The organism is Streptomyces sp. NPDC002467 (genome assembly GCF_042889825.1).
Taxonomy (GTDB): Bacteria; Actinomycetota; Actinomycetes; order Streptomycetales; family Streptomycetaceae; genus Streptomyces.
In genome coordinates this window covers 24,888-45,271 of sequence record NZ_JBIARJ010000006.1, presented here as the reverse complement: position 1 = coordinate 45,271, position 20,384 = coordinate 24,888, and the positions used below count along the sequence as shown (strand labels likewise).

The window sequence follows — 20,384 nt, the reverse complement described above, 5'->3', positions numbered from 1 at the left end:
AGAGAGCTCCGGGAGGCCAGGTGTCCGACGACGAGGGTGGCGGTTCGCTGTACGTGCTGACCGCCGTACTGCTGACCCCCGCACAGTTCCCCACCATCCTGGGCGACGACTTCGCGGAGGCCTGCTCCCTGCTGGGCGTGGCCCCGGCCGGGGAGGGTTACGGGCTGGTCCTGGGCCAGGACGAGGAGGGCGCGCGCTGGACGGTCGTCGTGGACGACGTCTCACTGGTGGCCGCGGCGATCGCCTCCTGGGACTGCGGCATGGAGTACGACCTGTCCCCCGACGAGCGGAGCATCGTGATCTCGCTGGCGGGCTGGCCGCTGGAGCTTTCGGTGGCGGCGACGGGGATACCGGAGCCGCACGATCCGGAGCAGGGCGCGGACGGCACCGGACGCGTGCCGCTGGCGCCGCCGTCGGCCGAGGCGTGGGGGCCGGTCCAGCGGCGGATGGGCGCGGACCAGATCGCGCGGGAGTGGGCCGACTGGCGCGAGCGGGTGGCGACGGACGGCGGGGCGGCCGCAGCCGCGCACCCCGGGCTCGCGCGGGCACTGGAGGATGCCGCGGGGTACACGCGGACCCCACCGCCGCCCGGCCGGGTCCGGTCCTCCTTCGCAGGCGAGGGCGCCCGGACGCTGCGGGTGGACGGGCCGGGCTGGTCGCTGGTGGCCCGCACGGGAGGAACCGAGGGCGAGGACGCCGCCTTCGTCCTGCTGGACGAGGAGCCGAGCGAGGTCCTCACCGTCCCCCAAGAGGGCGATCACGATCTTCCGCAACTGCTGGCGGCGCTGGACCGCGTCGCGGTGCGCCCGGCCTGAGTCCCTGCCAGGGGGCGGGCACCGGGCGCGGGCGGGAGCGGTGACACGAGGGGAGAGACGATGGTGGAATCGGAGCCGGTGGGCGTGGTCGTGGGCGGCCGCGCGGAGGTGCTCGACGACGACTGGGGGCGCGAGACGGCGGTGATCCGCCTGGACTCCCTGCGGTTCGGCCCGGAGGCACTGTTCGGCCTGGAGGACTTCTCGCACGTCGAGGTGGTGTACCACTTCGACCGGGTGCCCGTGGGGAAGATCGAGACGGGCGCCCGCCATCCGCGCGGCAACACGGACTGGCCGCTGGTCGGGATCTTCGCGCAGCGCGGCAAGAACCGGCCGAACCGCCTGGGGCTCTCGCGCTGCCGGCTGGTGAAGGTGGACGGCCTGGACGTGCACGTGGAGGGCCTCGACGCGGTGGACGGCACTCCTGTACTCGATCTCAAGCCGTACATGGCCGAGTTCGGGCCCCGCGGCGAGCTGCGGCAGCCGGAATGGGCGACGGCCCTGATGCGCGGCTACTACTAGGGCCGGATCCCAAGACAGGCCCCAGGCCGGCGGCCCGCGTCCGTGCGCGGGCGCCAGACCGGCGGCCGTGCGGCGCCGGCTCGGTCGGTGTTCGGCGATCGGCGATCGGCGATCGGCGATCGGCGATCGGCGATCACCGACAAACGGCTCGCCGCTGGAATCCGGCCGTCCGGGCCGGAAATCGCTCTGGATCCCCTCCCTGCGTAATGATCGAATCAGCCACGTCACTGACCCGACCGACTCGAAGGGAAATCACCTCCCCCTTTGGGTCTTCTCCTTGACGGAGGCCGATCTCATGAATTGCACGTCGTACCTGGACCTGCACCGGCAATTCTCTCGGGAAATCGATGCGGAGATCGAAACCGCTCTGGAGCGACTCGAACCGCATGCGAGCAGCACACGGAACTCTGTGGCCAAGCTCCTGGAACACCGCAAACTCAGGCATCCCCTTTCAGTGCTGCCGCTGCTCACGCACGGCATCGAGACGGGCGATCCCCGGCCGGCCATGCCGCTGTCCGCCGTCCACCTGCTGTGCTGGACTTCGGCCTGCTACCTGGACGATCTCGCCGACGCGAACGGCGCGCGGATCTGGGGCGAGCTCACCGAGAACGAGGCCCTGCTCGCCTCCGTCGTCACCGGAAACGCCCTTCCCATTCGGATCGTTCTGGATCAAAAGGTCCCGGAATCGGCGCGCAGCGCACTGGTGACGGAGATCTTGAACGGCTGGACCATCGGTGTCGACGGGCAGATAGGCGACATGCGCGGAGAAGTCGGAAAAGCGTCGCGCGCCTCGGTGATCCAGACGTACCGCGGAAAATCCGGAGCACCTTTCGCGATGATCACGGCCATGGCCGCGATCCTGTCGGGAACGACTGCGAAGAGGGTGGAGCTCTGGCGGGAATTCGGCTACACATTCGGAATTCTGTGGCAGCTATTCAACGACCAGGAGGACATCCGCTCCGGTCGTGACGAGGATCTGCTCAACGGCACCGTGACGTACCTCCTCGCTTCCGTCCTCGAGGACGCGCCCATCGGAACCAGGGAGCGCATCCTCGGCCTGAGCGCCGTCGCGGGCCGCTCGGCCGCGGCCAGGGTGGAACTCGCGTCCCTCCTACGGACGCCCGTCACCCTCGGCCGGTACCAGGCGGAGATCGACGGTTTCCGCGCCGAGGCACACCGCATCCTGGACGAACTGGGCGGCGACCAGGCCTACTCGGCGGTGCTCCGCCACCTCGTGGACCACGCGTCCCAGATGCTCCTCGAAGCCGACTTCCTCCCCGTCGCCGCACGCAACGCAGCCTGACCCGGCAAGCCGTGCCGGACTCCGCGTGAGGCGAGCGGAGTCCGGGTGGGGTGAGCGGAGTCCGGGTCGTACCCGTCGGCAGCGGGTTCAGGGGCGAGCACGGTCAGCGGCTCAGAGGCGTCAGCCAGGTCAACGGCCTATCTGCTTCCGGGACACTCCCCGGAGACGACGGCGCTGCGAAGGGTCGAGCAGGAGGTAGGCGGCGGTCGGCACACCGATCAGGACCAGCAGTCCCGCCCAGAACCCGACGCTCCAGAACAACACGATGGCTGCCACGACACCGGCAACCGCGACCTTTCCGCGATTGGACATATGCGGACACCTCCTCCTGTGGTCGACCACTACCCCCTCAACGCCCGGCCCCGCCCGCGCGTTCCCGGACTCCGGGAAGGGGGTACGACAGCCCGGTGTCCCGTCCCGGAGGCCGCCGGTCGGGTACTCTCGACGGCCCTGTGCCCCGGTAGTCAAGTTTGAGGGATGCGTGCTGCCCAAGACCCCCGACCTCGTCCACTGCTCCTTCGTCTTCCTGCCCGGCGCGCCCGGTGAGCCGGGTCGCAGCGGCCGGATGGGCCTCTGGCGGCCCGACGGCGAGTCCCTCCGGGCCGTCGCCGACGCCGTCGCCGTCACCGACACCGGTTCCGGAGCGGGCGGGTTCGAGGAGCTCACCGTCGTCACCGCCGACTTGCGCCGGACCGCCGTGACCGCGCTCGTGCTCCCCGTCGACGTGGCCCTGCCCCTGCTCACCCGCGCCCGGGCCGCCGTCTCGCCGCCCGCCGCGACCCCTGCCCCGGCTGCCGCGTTCTGGGGCGCCGCCGCGCTGCTGGCCCTGCACCTCGCGGCCCGTGGCCGACTGCTGCCCGGCCTGAGCCCCGCCGGCCACGACGCCTGGCGGATGGGGCCGCTGGAGGCCGCGGACCTCGCCGCGGTCCGGGAGCTGGCCGCCGCCATGCCGCCGGCCGCCCACTGCGTACCCCTGAACGCGGACGGACCGCCCCTGCTGCCCACCCCGGAGCCGCTGCTGCGCGCGTTCCTCGACGCCGTCGCCGACACCCTGCCCCGTTCTCCCGCCGCGCCCGCGGCCGCCGGCGGTCCCGCCTACGCCGACCGCCCGCCGAGGCTGTACCCCGCCCTGCGCGGGTGGGCCTCCGAAGTGGCCGCGGGCCACGACGCGGGGGTGCGCATCTCCCTGCGGATCGAGCTCGTCGGACCCCTGGACGCTCCGGACCGGGCTCCCGCGTTCCGTGCCGTCCTGCAGATGCACGGCGCGGCCGATTCCGCGCTGGTCGCCGACGCCGCCGACGTCTGGGGAGGCTCGGGTGCCGCCGCGGCCGCGTTCCCGCCCGGTGCCCGGATGGACGCGCTGCGGGCCCTGCGCCGTGCCGCCCGGCTGTGGCCCCCGCTGACCCCGCTGCTGAGCGCCGCCGTGCCGGACGCCGTGGAGCTCGCCGACGAGGAGGTCACGGAGCTGCTCGGCGAAGCCGCCGCCGAGCTCGCCGCCGACGGCGTGCGGGTGCACTGGCCACGCGGGCTCGCCCGGGAACTCGGCGCCCGCGCCGTCGTCGCCTCCCCCGAACACGCGGGGGCCTCCCTCCCCACCGGTCTGCTCTCCCCCGGCGCGTTGCTCTCCTTCACCTGGCGCCACGCCCTCGGCGGCCTCGGCGACCTGACGCCCGCCGAACTCGACCGGCTCGCCGAGTCGAAGCGCCCCCTGGTCCGGCTCCGCGACCAGTGGGTCCTGGTCGACCCCGCCGCCGCCCGCCGGGCCCGCGCCAGGCAGGGCCGAGAGCTCGCGGCGCCGGACGCGCTGGCAGCCGTACTCACCGGGTCGGCCGAACTCGACGGCAAGCCGGTCGAGGTGGAGGCCACCGGCCCCCTGGAGCGGCTGCGGGCACGGCTCGCCGCCGAACCGCACGGGCCCGGGGGACGCGAGGACCACGAGGGCGCAGAGGACGCCGAGAACCACGAGTACGGAGAGGACGCAGAGGACTTCGACGCGCCCCCGGAGCTCAAGGCCACCCTCCGCGACTACCAGCTGCGGGGCCTGCGCTGGCTCGCCCGGATGACCTCGCTCGGCCTCGGTGCCTGCCTCGCCGACGACATGGGCCTCGGCAAGACCGTCACCCTCATCGCGCTCCACCTGCACCGGGGCCGCCAGGACCCCGGCACCGGGCCGACCCTCGTGGTCTGCCCGGCCTCGCTGCTCGGCAACTGGCAGCGGGAAATCGAGAAGTTCGCGCCCGGCACCCCGGTGCGCCGCTTCCACGGCACCGGCCGCGAACTGTCGGGGCTCACCTCCGGCTTCGTCCTCACCACCTACGGCACGATGCGCGTGGACGCACCCGTACTCGCCGCCGTCCGCTGGGGCATGGTCGTCGCCGACGAGGCCCAGCACGTCAAGAACCCGCACTCCTCGACCGCCAAGGCCCTGCGCACCATCCCCGCCCCGGCCAGGGTGGCCCTCACCGGCACGCCCGTCGAGAACGACCTCTCCGAGCTCTGGGCCGTCCTCGACTGGACCACCCCCGGGCTCCTCGGCCGCCTCGGCACCTTCCGCACCCGCTACGCCGAGCCCGTCGAGAGCGGCCGCGACCCCCGTGCGGCGGCCCGACTCGGCGCGCTCGTACGGCCGTTCCTGCTGCGCCGCAAGAAGACCGATCCGGGCATCGCGCCCGAGCTCCCGCCGAAGACCGAGACGGACCACACCGTTTCGCTGAGCCGTGAGCAGACCGCGCTCTACGAGGCCGTCGTACGCGAGACCCTCGCCGCGATCTCCGAAGCGGACGGAATGGAGCGGCGCGGGCTGGTGGTCAAGCTGATGACCTCCCTCAAGCAGATCTGCAACCATCCAGCGCACTACGCGAGGGAGCACGGCCCCGGGGACCGGGGATCCGAGGACGGCGCCTCGCGTTCCGGCAAGCTGGAGCTCTTCGACGAACTCCTCGACACGATCCTCACCGAGGGCGGATCGGTCCTCGTCTTCACGCAGTACGTGGCGATGGCCAGGATCCTGGAGCGGCACCTGGCGGGCCGCGGGATCGCGACGCGACTCCTGCACGGCGGGACGCCGGTGGCGCGCCGCGAGGAGCTCGTGGACGAGTTCCAAGCGGGCGAGGTCCCCGTCTTCCTCCTGTCCCTCAAGGCGGCCGGCACCGGGTTGAACCTCACGCGTGCCGGGCACGTCATCCACTTCGACCGCTGGTGGAACCCGGCCGTGGAGGAGCAGGCCACCGACCGCGCCTACCGGATCGGCCAGACCCAGCCCGTCCAGGTCCACCGCATCACCGCCGAAGGAACCGTCGAGGAGCGGATCGCGCGGCTCCTGGAGCGCAAGCGGGAACTCGCCGATGCCGTTCTCGCGGGCGGCGAGGCCGCGTTGACCGAACTGACCGACGCCGAACTGGCCGAACTCGTGGCGCTGCGGCCGACCTTGGGGAGTGAGCGGTGACCGGGAACGAAGAGAAGACCTTCCCCGCGCTGCCGCCCTCCCCCGGCCGCGGCTTCGCGCACACCTGGTGGGGACGGTCCTGGCTGAGCGCCCTGGAGGACGGCGCGCTCGACGGGGAGCAGATCAAGGCGGGCCGCCGGTACGCGCGTTCGGGTGCGGTGGGTGCCGTGTCGGTGCGCCCGGGCGGGCTCACGGCCGTGGTGCGCGACCGTGACGGGACGGCGTACCGGACGGACGTGCTGGTGCAGGAGTTCACCGCGGCGCAATGGGACCGGCTGCTGGGATCGGCGGCCGCGGAGTCGGGGTACATCGCGGCGCTGCTGGACCGGGAGGTGCCGCCTGAGCTGGCGGAGGACGCGGCGGCCGCCGGGGTCGAGCTCCTGCCGGGCATGGGGGACCTCGACCCGCGCTGCGACTGCGGCGAGTGGGACCACTGCCCGCACTCGGCGGCGCTCTGCTACCAGGTGGCGCGACTGCTGGACCAGGACCCCTTCGTACTGCTGCTCCTGCGCGGGCGCGGCGAACGGGAGCTGGTGGCGCAGTTGGAGACCCGCAGCACGGCGGGGGCCGGGGATCGCGGCGGCGCCCGGCCGGTGCCCGTCGACGCCGGTCTCCCCGCGGCGGACGCGTTCGCGGTGGCGGGGAGCCTGCCGCCCCTGCCCCCGCCGCCGGGGCTGCCGGGGGCACCGGGCCAGCCGCCGACGCTGGACACCGGTACCGAGCCGGATTCCGGGCCTGGCTCCGAGCCGGAACTCGACGTGGACGCGGTGGAGTTCCTCGCCCAGGCGGCCGCGAACGAGGCGTACCGGTTGCTCGCCCTGGCCCTGGCTCCGGGTCACGCCGATCGCGCGCCGACGGCCCCGCTGACCGCGGCCGAAGACGCCGTACGCCTCACGGCCGAGGCCTCGGATCTCCGGGTCCGCTCCCGTCTGGCGGCGGCCACGGGACGCGACCGGGCCGCCATGGACCTGGCCGTCCGGGCCTGGGGCTTCGGCGGGCCGCCCGCGCTGGCGGCACTGGAGGACGACTGGGCGCCGGACCGGGCGACCCTGGCGCGGGCGCGCGCCACGCTGGGAGCGGCCTGGGCGGACGAGCGGGCTCCGGTGCTGCGCCGGATCCGCGCCCGCTGGACCGAGGTGGTCGAGGCGTCGGGGGCGTCGGGGGCGTCCGAGGCGTCCCGGGCGTCCGGGTCGGTCGCCGACCGTCAGCTGCGGCTGGGCCGCGAGGGCCGCTGGTGGCCGTACCGCCGCGAGGCGGGCCGGTGGTGCCCGGCGGGCCCGTCGGCCCCGGATCCGGCTTCGGCGTGGGCGACCCTGGACACCGGGTGACGCCCGGCGGCCCCTTGGCCGCCCTCGCCTCCCTGGCCTCCCTCGCCGCCCTCGCCGCCCTGCCGCCCTCGGCACCGGCTGTTTCGGCCCGGCCCCGCCGACGTACTGGCCGACGCACCGCTTGCCGGGTCCCGGCACCGGGACGACGATGGGGGCGCTCCGGGTACCGCGGCACCACGGGAGGGTGACATGGACGATCCGTCGCCGGCGCTGCCGGGCGGGGCCGATCCCGCCGAGCGCACGCGCGAACTGCGGCGCGCCCACGCCGTGTTCACCCGGGACGGACGGGTCGAGGCGCCGGTGCGGGCGGTCATCGCGAGGTCCTGGCGGCGGTGTGCGCGGGCCCGGGTCAGCCCGGAGTGCGCGCCCCGGATGGAGCTGGCGGAGCGGGAGCTGAGCTCCTACCGTGCGGAGCATCCACTGGCCCGGGTGATGCCCCTGTTCCGGGAACTCGTCGGGGAGGTCGCGGCGCACGGGGCGCACCTGCTCGCCGTGTGCGACGCGCGGGGCAGCCTGCTGTGGGTGGAGGGGGAGCCGGCCACGCTGCGGCGCGCGGAGCGGCTCGGCTTCGTCCCGGGCGCCCGCTGGGCGGAGACGGCGATGGGAACCAACGCTCCCGGGACGGCGGTGGCGCTCGGCGAGCCCGTGCAGGTCTTCGGGGCCGAGCACTTCAGCAGGCGGGTGCACCCGTGGACCTGTGCGGCGGCCCCGGTGCGGGATCCGCGGACGGGAGGGCTGCTGGGCGCGGTGGACATCACCGGCGGCGACGGACTGGCCCACCCCCATTCGCTGGCCCTGGTACGGGCGGTGGCGCGGGCGGCGGAGGCCCAGTTGGCCCTGCTGGAACCGGGCCCGCCGGCCGCCGCGGACACCCTGACCGCCCTGGGTCTGGACGAGGCACTATTGATCACGGGCGGGCGCCGGGTGCGGCTCGGCCGGCGGCACAGCGAGATCATGGCCCTGCTGGCGCACCATCCCGGGGGCCTGTCGGGCGAGGAGCTGGCGATCGCCCTGTACGAGGACGAGTCGGTGTCCCCCGTCACCCTGCGCGCCGAGATGTCCCGGCTGCGTGCCGTGCTGGGGCCCTCGGCGCCGCTGTCCCGCCCGTACCGCACGGCCGTCCCGCTCGCCGCCGATTTCATCACGCTGACCCGGCAGTTGGCGGCGGGCGCGGTCTCGGCCGCCCTCCACCACTACCCCGGGCCCCTGCTGCCCGCTTCCACGGCTCCCGGCATCGTCCGGCTGCGCCGCAGGATCGAGGAGCAGGCGCGGGCCGCCCTGATCGCCCGGGCCGACGCGGGGCTGCTGACCGACTGGGTGTGCAGTGCGTGGGGCGCGGACGATCGGGAGGCGTGGCGGGCCCTCGCCTCGGCGCTGCCGCCGGAGGACCGGTCGGCCGCGCTGGCCCGCGTACGCGCCTTGGACCGTGAACTGGGCGCGCGCGTGGACGCCGTACGCGCGCACCGGCACCCGCCGAGGCGTGCAACGTATCCGCAACCTGTCCGCTCCTAGCCTCCCCCGGAGCGCTGTCCGAGGGCGGCCGGCGCCCGGCAAGGGGAGGACACATGGCCCGTTACGCTGCGCCCGGTACCGAGGGGTCGCTCATGTCGTACGCGTCCCGCTACGACCACTTCATCGGCGGCGAGTACGTCGGGCCCGCCGGCGGCCGGTACTTCGAAAACCCCTCCCCCGTGACCGGGCAGCCCTTCACGGAGGTCGCGCGCGGCAGCGCGGAGGACGTGGAGCGGGCCCTGGACGCGGCGCACGCGGCCGCGCCCGCCTGGGGCCGTACCTCGGTCGCCGAACGCTCGACCCTCCTGCTGCGCATCGCGGACCGCATGGAGCAGAACCTGGAGGCCCTCGCCGTCGCGGAGACGTGGGAGAACGGCAAGCCGATCCGCGAGACGCTGGCGGCCGATCTCCCTCTGGCCATCGACCAGTTCCGCTACTTCGCGGGTGCGCTGCGCGCGCAGGAGGGGGCGCTCAGCCAGCTCGACGACGACACGGTGGCCTACCACTTCCACGAGCCGCTCGGCGTGGTCGGGCAGATCATCCCGTGGAACTTCCCGATCCTGATGGCGGTCTGGAAGCTGGCCCCGGCCCTGGCGGCCGGAAACACGGTGGTCCTCAAGCCGGCCGAGCAGACCCCGGCTTCCGTCCACTACTGGCTGAGCCTGGTGGCGGACCTGCTGCCGCCGGGCGTGGTGAACATCGTGAACGGCTTCGGGGAGGAGGCGGGCAAGCCGCTGGCGTCCAGCCCGCGCGTCGCGAAGATCGCCTTCACCGGGGAGACCTCGACGGGCCGTCTGATCATGCAGTACGCGGCGGAGCACCTGAAGCCGGTCACCCTCGAACTCGGCGGCAAGAGCCCGAACCTCTTCTTCGACGACATCTGGACGACGGACGACGACCTGCGCGACAAGGCCCTGGAGGGCTTCACGATGTTCGCCCTCAACCAGGGCGAGGTGTGCACGAGCCCGTCGCGCGCCCTCATCGAGCGCGGCCGGTACGGGGACTTCCTCGACGCGGCCGTCGCCCGCACCGAACTGATCGTGCCGGGGCACCCGTTGGACACGGACACGATGATCGGGGCGCAGGCCTCGGAGGAGCAGCTGAAGAAGATCCTCTCGTACGTGGAGATAGGCCGCCAGGAGGGCGCGAAGATCCTGACCGGCGGCGCCCGGATCGACCACGGCGGGGACCTGGCCGGCGGCTTCTACGTCGAGCCGACGGTCTTCGAGGGCGACAACCGCATGCGGATCTTCCAGGAGGAGATCTTCGGCCCGGTGGTGTCGGTGACCTCCTTCCAGGACTTCGACGACGCCGTGCGGATCGCGAACGACACGTCGTACGGCCTGGGCGCGGGCGTCTGGACCCGCGACATCAACACGGCGTACCGCGCCGGCCGCGCGATCCAGGCGGGCCGCGTCTGGACCAACTGCTACCACGCGTACCCGGCGCATGCCGCCTTCGGAGGCTACAAGCAGTCGGGCATCGGCCGTGAGACGCACAAGATGATGCTGGAGCACTACCAGCAGACGAAGAACGTTTTGGTTTCGTACAGCCCGAAGAAGCTTGGATTGTTCTAGAGCCTCAGCGGTCCGGACAACGTTCGGTGTAACTCCCGATCATGAAGGATGCGCCGAGGCCAAGACTGCCGAGACAGCTGAGCCGCGGCCGGGCGGTCGTCTCCTCAATTCAACGGACGGCCTCGTCGGACCGACGCGGGAGAACACAGGACACCATCGAAAACGGCGGAAACGCTGGAACAGGTGACTCCGCGTGCGCACCCCCGGCCGCTCTTGGCATCTCGTGGGGTCGGTTGTCGGCGTCGGTAATCCGCCAGAATATGGTGCCCGGTCCTGCTGGACTAGAGGTCACGCTCTCCATGTGATGCTCAACTCAGGACGGGATCCATGTCCACGGCAACCACCTCTTCTGCCCAATCCCTCTCATCGCCGGACCGCTCGCCTTTCACCTCCTGGCCGGCCGTCATTTCGATAATGTTGGGAATCTTCTCCATCGTCACGACCGAAATCCTTCCGATCGGCCTCCTCACGTCGATCGGATCGAGTTTCACCGTTTCGGACGGAATGGCCGGTCTCATGATGACCATGCCAGGATTCCTCGCCGCGGTCTCGGCCCCTGTGGTCACGGTGGCCACAGGACGTATCGACCGGCGGGTCATGCTGGGCGTGTTCATCCTTCTGCTGTCGCTGGCCAACTTCCTTGCCTCCGCCGCGCCGAGCTACTGGCTGGTCCTGATCTCCCGCGTCATGGTGGGCGTCACCATCGGCGGCTTCTGGTCCATCGGGGCCGGACTCGCCGCTCAGCTGGTTCCGGCCGAGTCCGTGGGGCGCGCGACCTCGGTGATCTTCTCCGCCGTTCCGCTCGGCTCCGTACTCGGAGTACCGCTGGGCACGTTCATCGGCGACATCGCGGGCTGGCGGACGGCGTTCCTCGTCATGGGCGGCTTCACGCTGGCCGTCCTCGTGCTGCTTCTCGCAGTCGTCCCGCCGCTCCCTTCGGACCAGGCGACGCGCCTCGATGTCCTCGGCAGCGTGCTGCGGAGGGTCAACACCCGCTTCGCCCTGGTCATGACCTTCCTCGTCGTGCTCGCCCACTTCGGCACGTACACGTACATCACCCCGTTCCTGGAGCAGACGACCCACGCCGGTTCGGGTCTCATCACGGTCTACCTGCTCATCTACGGAGCGGCCGGCATCGCCGGCAACTTCCTCGGCGGATCCACGGTGGGACGTCATCCGCGATCCACCTTCGCCACGGCGGCCGCCATGATCGCGGCCGCGACCCTGCTCCTGCCCGTCCTGGGGCGGTCGGACGCCGGCGCGGTGGCGCTGCTCGTCGTTTGGGGCGTCGCCTACGGCGCCGTCCCGGTCTGCTCCCAGACGTGGTTCTCGAAGGCCGCCCCCGACTCCCCCGAGGCGTCCTCCGTCCTCTTCACCGCCTCCTTCCAGGCAACCATCTCCTTCGGGGCCTTGGCCGGAGGAGCCGTCCTCGACCGTTCCTCGCCCTCCACCGTCATGGTGCTGGGCGGGGTGGCAGCCGTCTTCACGGGCCTCGTGGCCTGGGCCCACCGGGCGGGAAGGTTCACGTGGCCGAAGGCGTCCTAGCCGCTGCGTGACCGGGGCGGCCGTCCGCCTCGGCGACCGCTCCACCGCATTCCCCGCTCGCCCGGCCGGGCCCGCGCCCGCGGGCCGACCCGGCGAGCGGTGCCTCCACCTCCCTTTCTCGGACCACCTCACCCACTCCCATCCCCTCCGCGCCGGGACGCTCGGACCGGGATCCGGGCCATTCCCGGCCCAAGCCAGGCCGAAGAGGCAGACCAACTGTCGTTGCCACTGGTCAGCCCAGGTGCGGCCGCCGTACCACCAGGAGACGGAGAACAACCCGACCAGTTGCTCCCCCGAGAAGCTCGGCTACTTCCAGGGGCGGCCGCGGAGTGCGGGTGTGGTGTCGGTGGGCTGGAGTAGCCTTCCCAACCACCGCACACCGACTCGGAGGGTCAAGAGAATTGTCCGGCATGTCTCCCTTCCCGCTGCCCTTTCATTCGTCCCGTTCCATACCGTTCGCAACGCCCCGAACGCTGCGGGAAGTTCAGATGATGGAGTGCAGCTCGCACATTCGGGCGAAGGCCGGGTGGTTCGACAAGGTCAACGATGCCGCCATCGTCTCGAAGTGGACGCGGGAGGCGGTCGCCCAGGGGCTCAGCGAAGCGCAGGTGCGTTACGTGCTGGACGAACTCGTGCACTACGCGGCGTTGCGGGACGGGCGAACCGGAGTCGAGGTGTCCGCCGTCGACGGGGTGTGGCAGTCGGACACTCTGGTCGACGACGGGCTCCGGTCCCGACTGCGGGAGGCGGTTCGGGTTCTGGAAGAGGTTCCCGAAGCGGAGCGGGACTGGCATCCCGGATCCGACGGCCAGGTGCTGGACCTGGTTCACCCCTCGCTGTTCTGCCTGGTCCGGGAGGTGAGCGGCGCGCCCGAGCGGGCTTGGCGGAACCCGACGAACCACTACTCGAAGTACGAGTTCTCCGAGAAGTTCCAGTGGCTGCCCACGGACGTCGACGTGAGCGCCGACGGCGAGGTGGCGTTCCTTTCGTACGTCAACAACGTCCATCCCGAGATCCACAGCGAACTGGCCGCCGTCCTGCCGGTCTTGTTCGGACGGATGCTTCCGCTGCTGGAGAACGTGCTCACCGACCTGCGCCATCCGCGACCCCCGAGGATCGACGTCGATCCCTACGGGTGGTACGACTCGGAGCCGGAGCATCCGGACAGGGACTCCTACGCCGATGCCGAGGAGTACGCGGCAGCGGTCCGTGCGTACGAGACGGCCCAGGACGATTGGTGGGAGAACCGCCGGCCGGTCATCCCGGACGCCCCGACCTTCACCCCGCCGGAGTCGCCGGACGCGTCCGCCCGGGTCGACCTGCGCGGCCGCGGGCTCCAGGTCATCGTCAAGCTCGCCACGATCCACCTCACGCCGGAGAAGCCCGAGTACGCCGGCGGTTCCTGGCACGTCGAGGGGATGTTGAACGAGCGGATCGTCTCGACCGGCCTCTACTACTGGGACAACGAGAACATCACCGAGAGCCGGCTGAGCTTCCGGGCGGCGCTCGACGACCCGGACTACGAACAGAGCGACGACAACGGTGTGCGCGAGGTCTACGGCCTGGAGGACGAAGACGCGCTGAATCAGGTGCTGGGATCGGCATCGACTCCGGCGGGCCGCTGCCTGGCGTTCCCGAACGTCCTCCAGCACCGCGTCGGATCGTTCCGCCTCGCGGACGCCACCCGCCCGGGGCATCGCAAGATCCTCGCGTTCTTCCTGGTCGACCCGGACCAGAAGATCGTCTCGACGTCCGACGTGCCACCACAGCAGCCGTGGTCCGACACCTCCACCATGACGCTCGAACAGGCCGAGGAGTACCGCGAACAGCTCATGCGGGAACGGAAGTTCTTCGTCGACGAGCACAACGAGCAGCTCTACGAACGGGAATTCTCGCTCTGCGAGCACTGAACCCCGTACGAACGCGATGACGGTGGTCCGCCGGTGAGCCCGGCGCACCACCATCGCTCGACCGCCCACGGCGAAGCTGGCCTCCCACCACCACCCGGCGAGGAGATGCCGTGCTCGAAGGCTTCGGCGAGGCGCTCGCGGACCGGGAGTACTACCTGCCGCTGACCTCGGTGGCCGACCCCGGGCCGCGCTTCGCTCCCGGCGAGGTGCCGCCGGGCGTGCGCGGGGCCTCCCAGGGCATCTGGACCGTGTGGGGAAGTCCGCGGACCGGGCTCGCCGAGCAGGGCTGGAAGATCCACGTGTCGGCGCGGCTGGACCGGGCGCAGCACGTGCTCGACACGGTCGCCGGGATCTGCTTCTCCGAAGGCGTGCCGTTCAAGCACCTGAGCGCCCGGTTCTTCTTCCTGTTCCTCCATCACAAACACGCCGCGCGGGCCCAGTCGGGCAAGTTCTGCGCCGTCTACCCGCCGGACACGGAGACCGCCCGCCACCTGCTGGAACGCCTGCGCGACGCGCTCGACGGAGAGGAGGGTCCGTACGTCCTCACCGACCGGCGGTTCCGCGACTCGCGGACGGTCCACTACCGCTACGGCTCCTTCGGTGACCGCAGCCGGCTGCGCGCCGACGGCACCCGGGAGGGGCTGGTCACCGACGGCTCCGGTCGTGCGGTCGTGGACCCGCGGCTGCCCGCCTTCCAGCTGCCCGCGGGCATCGTGGACCCCTTCGTCGAGCAGGAGGAACCGCCGCACGCGGGCCCGATCCTGATCCGCGACTACGAGGTGACGCGCGCGGTGCGCCTGAGCAACGCCGGCGGCGCCTACCAGGCCCGGGACCGGCGGACCGGCCGCACCGTCTTCCTCAAGGAGGCCCGCGCCCACAACGGCCTGGTCTTCGACGGGACCGACGCGCAGCAGCGGCTGCGGCACGAGTACGACGTGCTGTGCGAGCTGCACGCGGCCGCCCCCGGGGTGGGCCCGGAGCCGCTGGACCACTTCACGGAGTGGGAGCACGACTTCCTCGTCACCGAGTACGTCGCGGGGCAGCCGCTGGTGGGCTGGCTGAGCCGGTCCTCCCCGCTGGCCCGCGCCGACCGCACGGCCGAGTCCGTCGCCGCGTACCACCAGGCGTGCCGGCGCCTGCTGGCCGCGCTGGACGCCTCGCTGGAGCGGCTGCACGCCGCCGGCTACCGGTTCGGTGACCTCAGCCTGGGCAATGTCCTGGTCACCCCGTCGGGCGGGGTGCGGCTGGTGGACTTCGAGGCGGCCTCGGCGCTGTCCGCGGCGCCCTCCGGGATGGGCACCCCGGGGTTCACCCCGCCGCCCGGCCTGCTCCGGGCGGACACCGATCCGCTGCTGCAGGACCGGTACGGCATGTCGGCGGTCGCGTTCGCCTTCCTGGCGCCGTTCCACGAGACCGCCGAACACGCGCCCGGCAACCTCGCGCTGCTGCGCCGCGACCTGGCGGACGTGGCTCCGCCACCGGACCTGTGGCAGCGGGCCACCGCCTTTCACCCGGCGGAGGGCCGGGCGCAGGATCAACGGCAGGAAGGTCCCGGTCTGCTGCCCTCGCCCGCCGAGTTGGACGCCGATCCGCGTGGCTGCCTCACCCGGCTGGCCGGGCAGGTGGCCGCGGGGCTGCTGGAGACGGCCGACGCCTACCGGCCGGAGTGGGCCTTCCCGCCCTCCCCCGAGGCCTTTCGGACCAACAACGTGTGCCTGGCCTACGGAACGGCCGGGGTGGTACACGCCCTGCGCCGCGCCGGGACCGAAGTGCCGGAGGAGATCCGCGAGCGGCTGCGCCGGGACGCGCTGGCGCAGCGCGCCGCGCTGCCCCCCGGACTGCTCGTGGGCTCGGCCGGCATCGCCCGGGTACTGGCCGAACTGGGCCTGCCGGACGAGGCCGTCGACCTGCTCCGAGACGCCGACGAGCACCCGCTCACCGCCTCCTGCGCCACCCTGGCCGGCGGGCGGGCCGGGGTCGGCCTGGGCTGGCTCGCGCTGCACCGGCTGACCGGGGAGAGCGGCCACCTGGAGCGGGCCGCCGCCGCGGGTGAGGCCCTGCTGCGCACCCCCGACCGGCGGGCCGGCCTCGGCGAACACGACGCGCGCGGCCTGCTGCACGGACGCTCGGGGCTCGCCCTCTTCCTCCACCGCCTGGCCCGCGACACCGGCGAGACCCGTTGGCTGGAGGCGGGCCGCCGGCTGCTCCACCAGGAGCTGGACCGTACCTTCCGACTGGACGACGGAGCCCTGTCCATCTCCGACGACGCGCGACTCACCCGTGCCATGCCGTACCTGGCCACGGGCGCGGCCGGGGTCGCGGCCGTGCTCACCCGCTACGTGGCCACCGCGCCGGACGAACGCTGCGCCGAGGCGCTGCCGGGGCTGGTCGCCGGCATCCGGGTCTCCCGCACCACGAAGGAAGCCGGCCTGTACCGGGGGCTGGCCGGACTCGGCTGGTTCCTGACCGGGCACGCCGAGCTCACCGGCACGGAGGCCGCCCGCGAGGACGCCGTACGCGCCGCGACCGGCCTGGCGAAGTACGCCGTCCCGTACCGGAGCGGCGTCCGCTTCCTCGGCGCGGGTTCGCAGCGGTTCACCGCCGACCTGTCCAGTGGCGGGGCCGGTGTCCTGCTGGCCCTGCACCGCCTGTTGGCCGGCCCGCTCCTCGCGACCCGGCCGCCCCACCACCCGGCGGGCGCCCCATGAGCACCTGGGCACGGTAGCGAGCGACTCCGTGCCGAGGTATGCATGACCGACCGACACGACCCCGAGAAGAAAGAGGAGGAACATCCATGAGCCAGATCCTCGCGCTACAGGCACTGGAGACCGAGCCGGAGACCGACTTCTTCCCGCCCTGCTTCAGTGTCGCCTGGAGCATCAGCGACATCTTCCCCGAGCCGATGTAACGAGCCGGCACCCGAGGAGGGCCCGGGCCGGTGGTCCCGCCACCGGCCCCGGCTCCGTCGTCCTCATTCGAAGGCGGCGGCGGCCTCGCCCAGTGCCCGGGCCACCACCTCGGGGGCGTACGGGGCCCGTTCGCCCGGCGTGTAGGTGGTGCCGCCGTTGTCGGAGGTGAACACCACGATGGTGTCGTCGAGTTCGCCGAGCGCCCGCAGGGTGTCGGTGAGCCGCCCGAGGTTGTGGTCGAGGTTCTCGACCATCGCCGCGCACGCCTCCATGTAGCGGGCGTAGCGGGCCTGTTGGGCGGGGGGCAGCCGGCCCCAGGGGCCGACGTCGAAGCCCGGTTCGGAGTTGCGTTCCGGGAGCACGGTGCCCTCGGGGAACAGGCCGTCGGCGATCTGGCGGGCGATGCGGGTGGTGCGCAACGCGTCCCAGCCCCCGCCGTGGCGGCCGCGCTGCCGCTCACGTGTCACCTCCATCGGTGGTGACCCGTGCCGCACTGCCGCTTCGACGGGGTCCCCTCATGCCCGAATGCCCTCCACTGCTCCACTGGTTCCTGCCCACCGGCGGGACGGCCGAGATCCCGGCGGCGTCACCGCCGTCCAGGGCCGAACCGGATCCGCCACCCGGTGGCCCGCGGACATCCCGTACCTGTCCCAGGTGGCCCGGGCCGCCGAGCAGGCCGGATTCCTCGTGGCGTTCCGCGCCGGGTTCGCCAGTCCGACCCTGCTCGCCCAACAGGCCGACGCCTTCCGCAGGTTCGCCGGAGGCCGGCTCGCGCTCAACGTGGTGACGGGCGGCGATCCCGTCGAACAGCGCGCCTACGGGGACCGGTTGGAGCACGACGCCCGCTACGCCCGGACGGAGGAGGTGATGAAGGTCCTGCGCACCCTGCTGGACGGCAAGACCGTCGACCACCACGGCGCCCATCTGCGGATCGAGGGAGCCCGGCTCGCCGAGTACCACGCTCTGGGAACCGCTCCAGATGCGGGGGACGGCCGCCCCGGACGGCACCCTCTACCAGGGCACCGAGACCGGAGTGGTCCGCATCTCCAAGCGCTGACCGGGCCGGCTCGGACGCCTACGCGTCCCGCGGCAGGTGGATGTCCAGGACGCACACGTCGTCCCGCCGGGCCGGGTGGATGACGGGCAGGAGCGCCGCCAGCGCGTCCGGCGCGCCTCCGCCCATGGCCTCGGCGGCCGCCCGCCCGAGGCGGTCCATGCCCTTCGCCACGTCCTCCCCCGGGACCTCGACGAGTCCGTCGGTGTACAGGAGCAGGTGGTCACCGGGTTCGAGGTCGAGCGTCTCCTCCACGTACACGGAGTCGCGGGACGCCCCGAGGAGGGTGCCTTCGGGCAGGGGGAGGAAGCGCGCCTCGCCCCCGCGGACCAGCAGGGGCGGCAGGTGTCCGGCCCGCACCCAGGAAAGGCTCCGCGCGGCCGGACGGTAGCGCATCATGATCATGGTGGCCGTGGTGGCGGACGAGCCGACGGACGTGTGCATGAGGAGCGCGTTGAGCCGGCTCATGGCGTCGGGGAGGGCCGAACCCGTGATGATCATGCCTTTGGTGGCGAACCGCAACTGGGCCATGGTCCCGACGGCCTCCAGCCCGTGGCCGGCCACGTCCCCGACGACGAAGAGGGCGTTCCCGTCGGGGAGTTCGATGGCGCTGTACCAGTCGCCGCCCACGTTCACTCCGCTGTCGGAGGGCACGTACGCGATGTCGACGCACAGCCCCACCAGCTCGATCGACTGCTCCGGTACGGGCAGCAGCGCCTGCCGCAGACCCGCCGCGATGGCCCGCTCCGCCCGCAGCATGCCCCTCTGGACCAGTACGGACCGCTCGCTCTCCAGCAGGGCGAGCTCGACGTCGCGCAACGGGCTGAGGTCCTGGAAGAACCCGTGCACCTTCACGGGTGTGCCGTCGGCGTCCGTCTCCGCCTCCGCGACGATCCTCAGGTGCCGGACGCCGGCCGCGGTGGTGATGCGGAACGGCTGGTCGATGGGGGCCCCTTCGCCCAACAGCTGCTGGACGGCCCCGGCCAGCGCCGGGAGGTCGTCCGGGACGACGTACCGAGGGAGCTCCTCCAGCATCGCGGGCCCCTGCCCGGGGGCTCGGCCGAAGATCTCGTAGACCTGCCCGGACCAGTCGATCGTGTCCGTGATCAGATTCCATTCGGCCCAGCCGAGGTTCCCCAGACGCTCCATGGTGGTCACGCGACGGTTCTCGAGTTCGTCGGTGTCGTGGCGGATCCACGAGACGATCAGCCGGTCCCCCAGCCGCGCCGCCTGGACGGAGAAGACGGACGTCCCGGGGACGCCGCCGATCACCTCCTGGTACTCGAACGGCGCGCCGTCGTACGTGGCCCCCGTGTCCAGGGCGTCGACGTAGCCCTGCCACAAGGGGGTTCCGGCCACGGTGGGGTAGGTCTCCAGGATCCGGCGGCCCACGAGCTCCTTCCCCCGGCGGCCGGCCACGTCCACCGAGCCCGGTGCGGCCGCGTCGATCCGGTAGTCCTCGACCTCACCGGACGGCGAGCGCACGGGCGACAGGAGGATCACCGCCCCGGGGAGGACGTCGAGGATCCCCTGGACGGCGGCCACCTCCTCGTCCACCGGCTCGGCCCCCGCGTGTTCGAAGGCGCGCAGGGCGCCTGCGCACAGCCGCACCGCCCGCTGGAGCAGGGACTTGTCGGCGTCACCGAAGGGGGCGGGGACCGTCCGGAGGAATCCGACGGCGCCGGTGGTCGGGCCCGCCCCGGGCAGGGGGATCCACGCGCGCGTACGCCACCGCTCCGGTGAGCCGATGAGCTGGTACGCCTCGGCATCGCGCTCCGGGTCCTCCAGCCAGCGCGGCCGTCCGGAGGCGATCGCCTGGAGGGCGGCGACGCCGGTGAACGGCGGGATGTCCTGCCACTGCGCGGCCAGTGACGCGTCGATCCCCGCATGGCCGACGAGCTCCAGCCGCCCGGACTCGGCCACGTAGATCATCACCCCGTCCACCCCGAGCGGCCCGCGCAGCGCCTCGTGCAGGACCTCGGCGGCGTCGCCCGGGCTCCGGGCTCCGGCGAGCGCGGCGGCCAGGCCGGACAGGAGCACGCGCGAGCCGGAGGCGGGGCGGGCACCCGTGCGGTAGCGGGCGGAGCTGAAGACCGACCCCTGCGCGTCCGGGACCGGGACCGGGGCCTGGGGGACGTCCTCGGCCGAGGGGGACGGTGTCGGCTCCGGGGACGGGCGCACCGCGGCGGGCCGTGGACGGATCCCGCCGAGGGTGATCCAGCACTGCTCCATCAGCGACCGGGACCGCAGTCCGGCCTCCTGGGCCAGCGCCTCGTACGCCGCGTCGGCCGAGAACCCCTCGCGCGCCATCAGCACGCCCTTGGCCCGCTCCAGCACCGCCGTGGTGGACGCGAGGCCCTCGAGGTCCGCCACCTCGGCCCGGAGCCTGGCCACGACCTTGGCGAGGGCGAGCACCTCGGGCGACGCACCGTCGCCGGTGGCCGCCGGATCCGTCTGCACACTTCGA

Annotated in this window: 15 protein-coding genes; 11 read left to right on the top strand and 4 right to left on the bottom strand. The window is 72.8% G+C overall.

Going from position 1 to position 20,384, the window contains the following annotated elements; all coding sequences use genetic code 11:
- Positions 1-20 precede the first annotated feature (20 nt).
- The 3 genes from ACFYYJ_RS14575 to ACFYYJ_RS14565 all read left to right on the top strand — a co-directional run bounded on the left by ACFYYJ_RS14575 (position 21) and on the right by ACFYYJ_RS14565 (position 2,637).
- Complete coding sequence (locus ACFYYJ_RS14575; protein WP_389132188.1) at positions 21-815, top strand: hypothetical protein; 795 nt, start codon at positions 21-23, stop codon at positions 813-815.
- A 60-nt stretch (positions 816-875) separates the two neighbouring features.
- Positions 876-1,334, top strand: coding sequence for an SAM-dependent methyltransferase (locus tag ACFYYJ_RS14570; protein WP_389132186.1), 459 nt, complete (start codon positions 876-878; stop codon positions 1,332-1,334).
- A 67-nt stretch (positions 1,335-1,401) separates the two neighbouring features.
- The gene (locus tag ACFYYJ_RS14565) at positions 1,402-2,637 is read left to right on the top strand and encodes a polyprenyl synthetase family protein (protein WP_389132183.1); all 1,236 of its coding nucleotides are present in this window, start codon (positions 1,402-1,404) and stop codon (positions 2,635-2,637) included.
- A 129-nt stretch (positions 2,638-2,766) separates the two neighbouring features.
- Here the strand turns inward: ACFYYJ_RS14565 and ACFYYJ_RS14560 are convergent, their stop codons facing one another.
- Entirely contained in the window at positions 2,767-2,949 is a 183-nt protein-coding gene (locus ACFYYJ_RS14560; protein WP_384583151.1) for a hypothetical protein, read from the bottom strand.
- Positions 2,950-3,118: 169 nt separating this feature from the next.
- On the opposite strand from ACFYYJ_RS14560, the gene ACFYYJ_RS14555 reads away from it, so the two are divergent.
- The 4 genes from ACFYYJ_RS14555 to ACFYYJ_RS14540 all read left to right on the top strand — a co-directional run bounded on the left by ACFYYJ_RS14555 (position 3,119) and on the right by ACFYYJ_RS14540 (position 10,499).
- Positions 3,119-6,082 (top strand): DEAD/DEAH box helicase, encoded by a 2,964-nt coding sequence (locus tag ACFYYJ_RS14555; RefSeq protein WP_389132181.1) that lies wholly within the window; start codon positions 3,119-3,121, stop codon positions 6,080-6,082.
- A complete protein-coding gene (locus tag ACFYYJ_RS14550) occupies positions 6,079-7,410 on the top strand; it encodes an SWF or SNF family helicase (protein ID WP_389132178.1) in 1,332 nt (443 codons plus the stop codon). The genes ACFYYJ_RS14555 and ACFYYJ_RS14550 overlap by 4 nt, the downstream gene beginning before the upstream one ends.
- 189 nt (positions 7,411-7,599) lie before the next feature.
- The gene (locus ACFYYJ_RS14545; RefSeq protein ID WP_389132175.1) at positions 7,600-8,922 is read left to right on the top strand and encodes a GAF domain-containing protein; all 1,323 of its coding nucleotides are present in this window, start codon (positions 7,600-7,602) and stop codon (positions 8,920-8,922) included.
- A 53-nt stretch (positions 8,923-8,975) separates the two neighbouring features.
- Complete coding sequence (locus tag ACFYYJ_RS14540; RefSeq protein WP_389132172.1) at positions 8,976-10,499, top strand: aldehyde dehydrogenase family protein; 1,524 nt, start codon at positions 8,976-8,978, stop codon at positions 10,497-10,499.
- Between the two features lie 308 nt (positions 10,500-10,807).
- On the opposite strand, the gene ACFYYJ_RS14535 is transcribed toward ACFYYJ_RS14540, so the two are convergent.
- A complete protein-coding gene (locus ACFYYJ_RS14535) occupies positions 10,808-11,026 on the bottom strand; it encodes a hypothetical protein (protein ID WP_385357364.1) in 219 nt (72 codons plus the stop codon).
- Here ACFYYJ_RS14535 and ACFYYJ_RS14530 point away from each other — a divergent pair.
- From ACFYYJ_RS14530 to lanKC, 3 genes are all read left to right on the top strand, one after another.
- Entirely contained in the window at positions 10,923-12,044 is a 1,122-nt protein-coding gene (locus tag ACFYYJ_RS14530) for an MFS transporter (RefSeq protein WP_389132758.1), read from the top strand. The genes ACFYYJ_RS14535 and ACFYYJ_RS14530 overlap by 104 nt on opposite strands.
- Positions 12,045-12,454: 410 nt before the next feature.
- A complete protein-coding gene (locus tag ACFYYJ_RS14525) occupies positions 12,455-13,954 on the top strand; it encodes a DUF4246 domain-containing protein (RefSeq protein ID WP_385120752.1) in 1,500 nt (499 codons plus the stop codon).
- A gap of 110 nt (positions 13,955-14,064) precedes the next feature.
- Positions 14,065-16,662: a class III lanthionine synthetase LanKC gene (gene lanKC / locus ACFYYJ_RS14520; RefSeq protein WP_389132168.1), complete on the top strand. Its 2,598-nt coding sequence runs from the start codon at positions 14,065-14,067 to the stop codon at positions 16,660-16,662.
- A 263-nt stretch (positions 16,663-16,925) separates the two neighbouring features.
- On the opposite strand, the gene ACFYYJ_RS14515 is transcribed toward lanKC, so the two are convergent.
- Positions 16,926-17,336 (bottom strand): sulfatase-like hydrolase/transferase, encoded by a 411-nt coding sequence (locus ACFYYJ_RS14515; protein ID WP_389132166.1) that lies wholly within the window; start codon positions 17,334-17,336, stop codon positions 16,926-16,928.
- A gap of 52 nt (positions 17,337-17,388) precedes the next feature.
- On the opposite strand from ACFYYJ_RS14515, the gene ACFYYJ_RS14510 reads away from it, so the two are divergent.
- Entirely contained in the window at positions 17,389-18,003 is a 615-nt protein-coding gene (locus ACFYYJ_RS14510; protein WP_389132164.1) for an LLM class flavin-dependent oxidoreductase, read from the top strand.
- Here ACFYYJ_RS14510 and ACFYYJ_RS14505 read toward each other — a convergent pair.
- Complete coding sequence (locus ACFYYJ_RS14505) at positions 17,939-20,377, bottom strand: SpoIIE family protein phosphatase (RefSeq protein ID WP_389132161.1); 2,439 nt, start codon at positions 20,375-20,377, stop codon at positions 17,939-17,941. The two genes, ACFYYJ_RS14510 and ACFYYJ_RS14505, sit on opposite strands and share 65 nt — an antisense overlap.
- Positions 20,378-20,384: the final 7 nt, after the last annotated feature.

Bases quoted from the DNA above. Each gene is read 5' to 3' on its own strand.
- ACFYYJ_RS14570 (WP_389132186.1), top strand. From the start codon at position 876: ATGGTGGAATCGGAGCCGGTGGGCGTGGTCGTGGGCGGCCGCGCGGAG.
- ACFYYJ_RS14560 (WP_384583151.1), bottom strand. From the start codon at position 2,949: ATGTCCAATCGCGGAAAGGTCGCGGTTGCCGGTGTCGTGGCAGCCATC.
- ACFYYJ_RS14545 (WP_389132175.1), top strand. From the start codon at position 7,600: ATGGACGATCCGTCGCCGGCGCTGCCGGGCGGGGCCGATCCCGCCGAG.
- ACFYYJ_RS14540 (WP_389132172.1), top strand. From the start codon at position 8,976: ATGGCCCGTTACGCTGCGCCCGGTACCGAGGGGTCGCTCATGTCGTAC.
- ACFYYJ_RS14535 (WP_385357364.1), bottom strand. From the start codon at position 11,026: ATGGTCATCATGAGACCGGCCATTCCGTCCGAAACGGTGAAACTCGAT.
- ACFYYJ_RS14525 (WP_385120752.1), top strand. From the start codon at position 12,455: ATGTCTCCCTTCCCGCTGCCCTTTCATTCGTCCCGTTCCATACCGTTC.
- ACFYYJ_RS14515 (WP_389132166.1), bottom strand. From the start codon at position 17,336: ATGGAGGTGACACGTGAGCGGCAGCGCGGCCGCCACGGCGGGGGCTGG.
- ACFYYJ_RS14510 (WP_389132164.1), top strand. From the start codon at position 17,389: ATGCCCTCCACTGCTCCACTGGTTCCTGCCCACCGGCGGGACGGCCGA.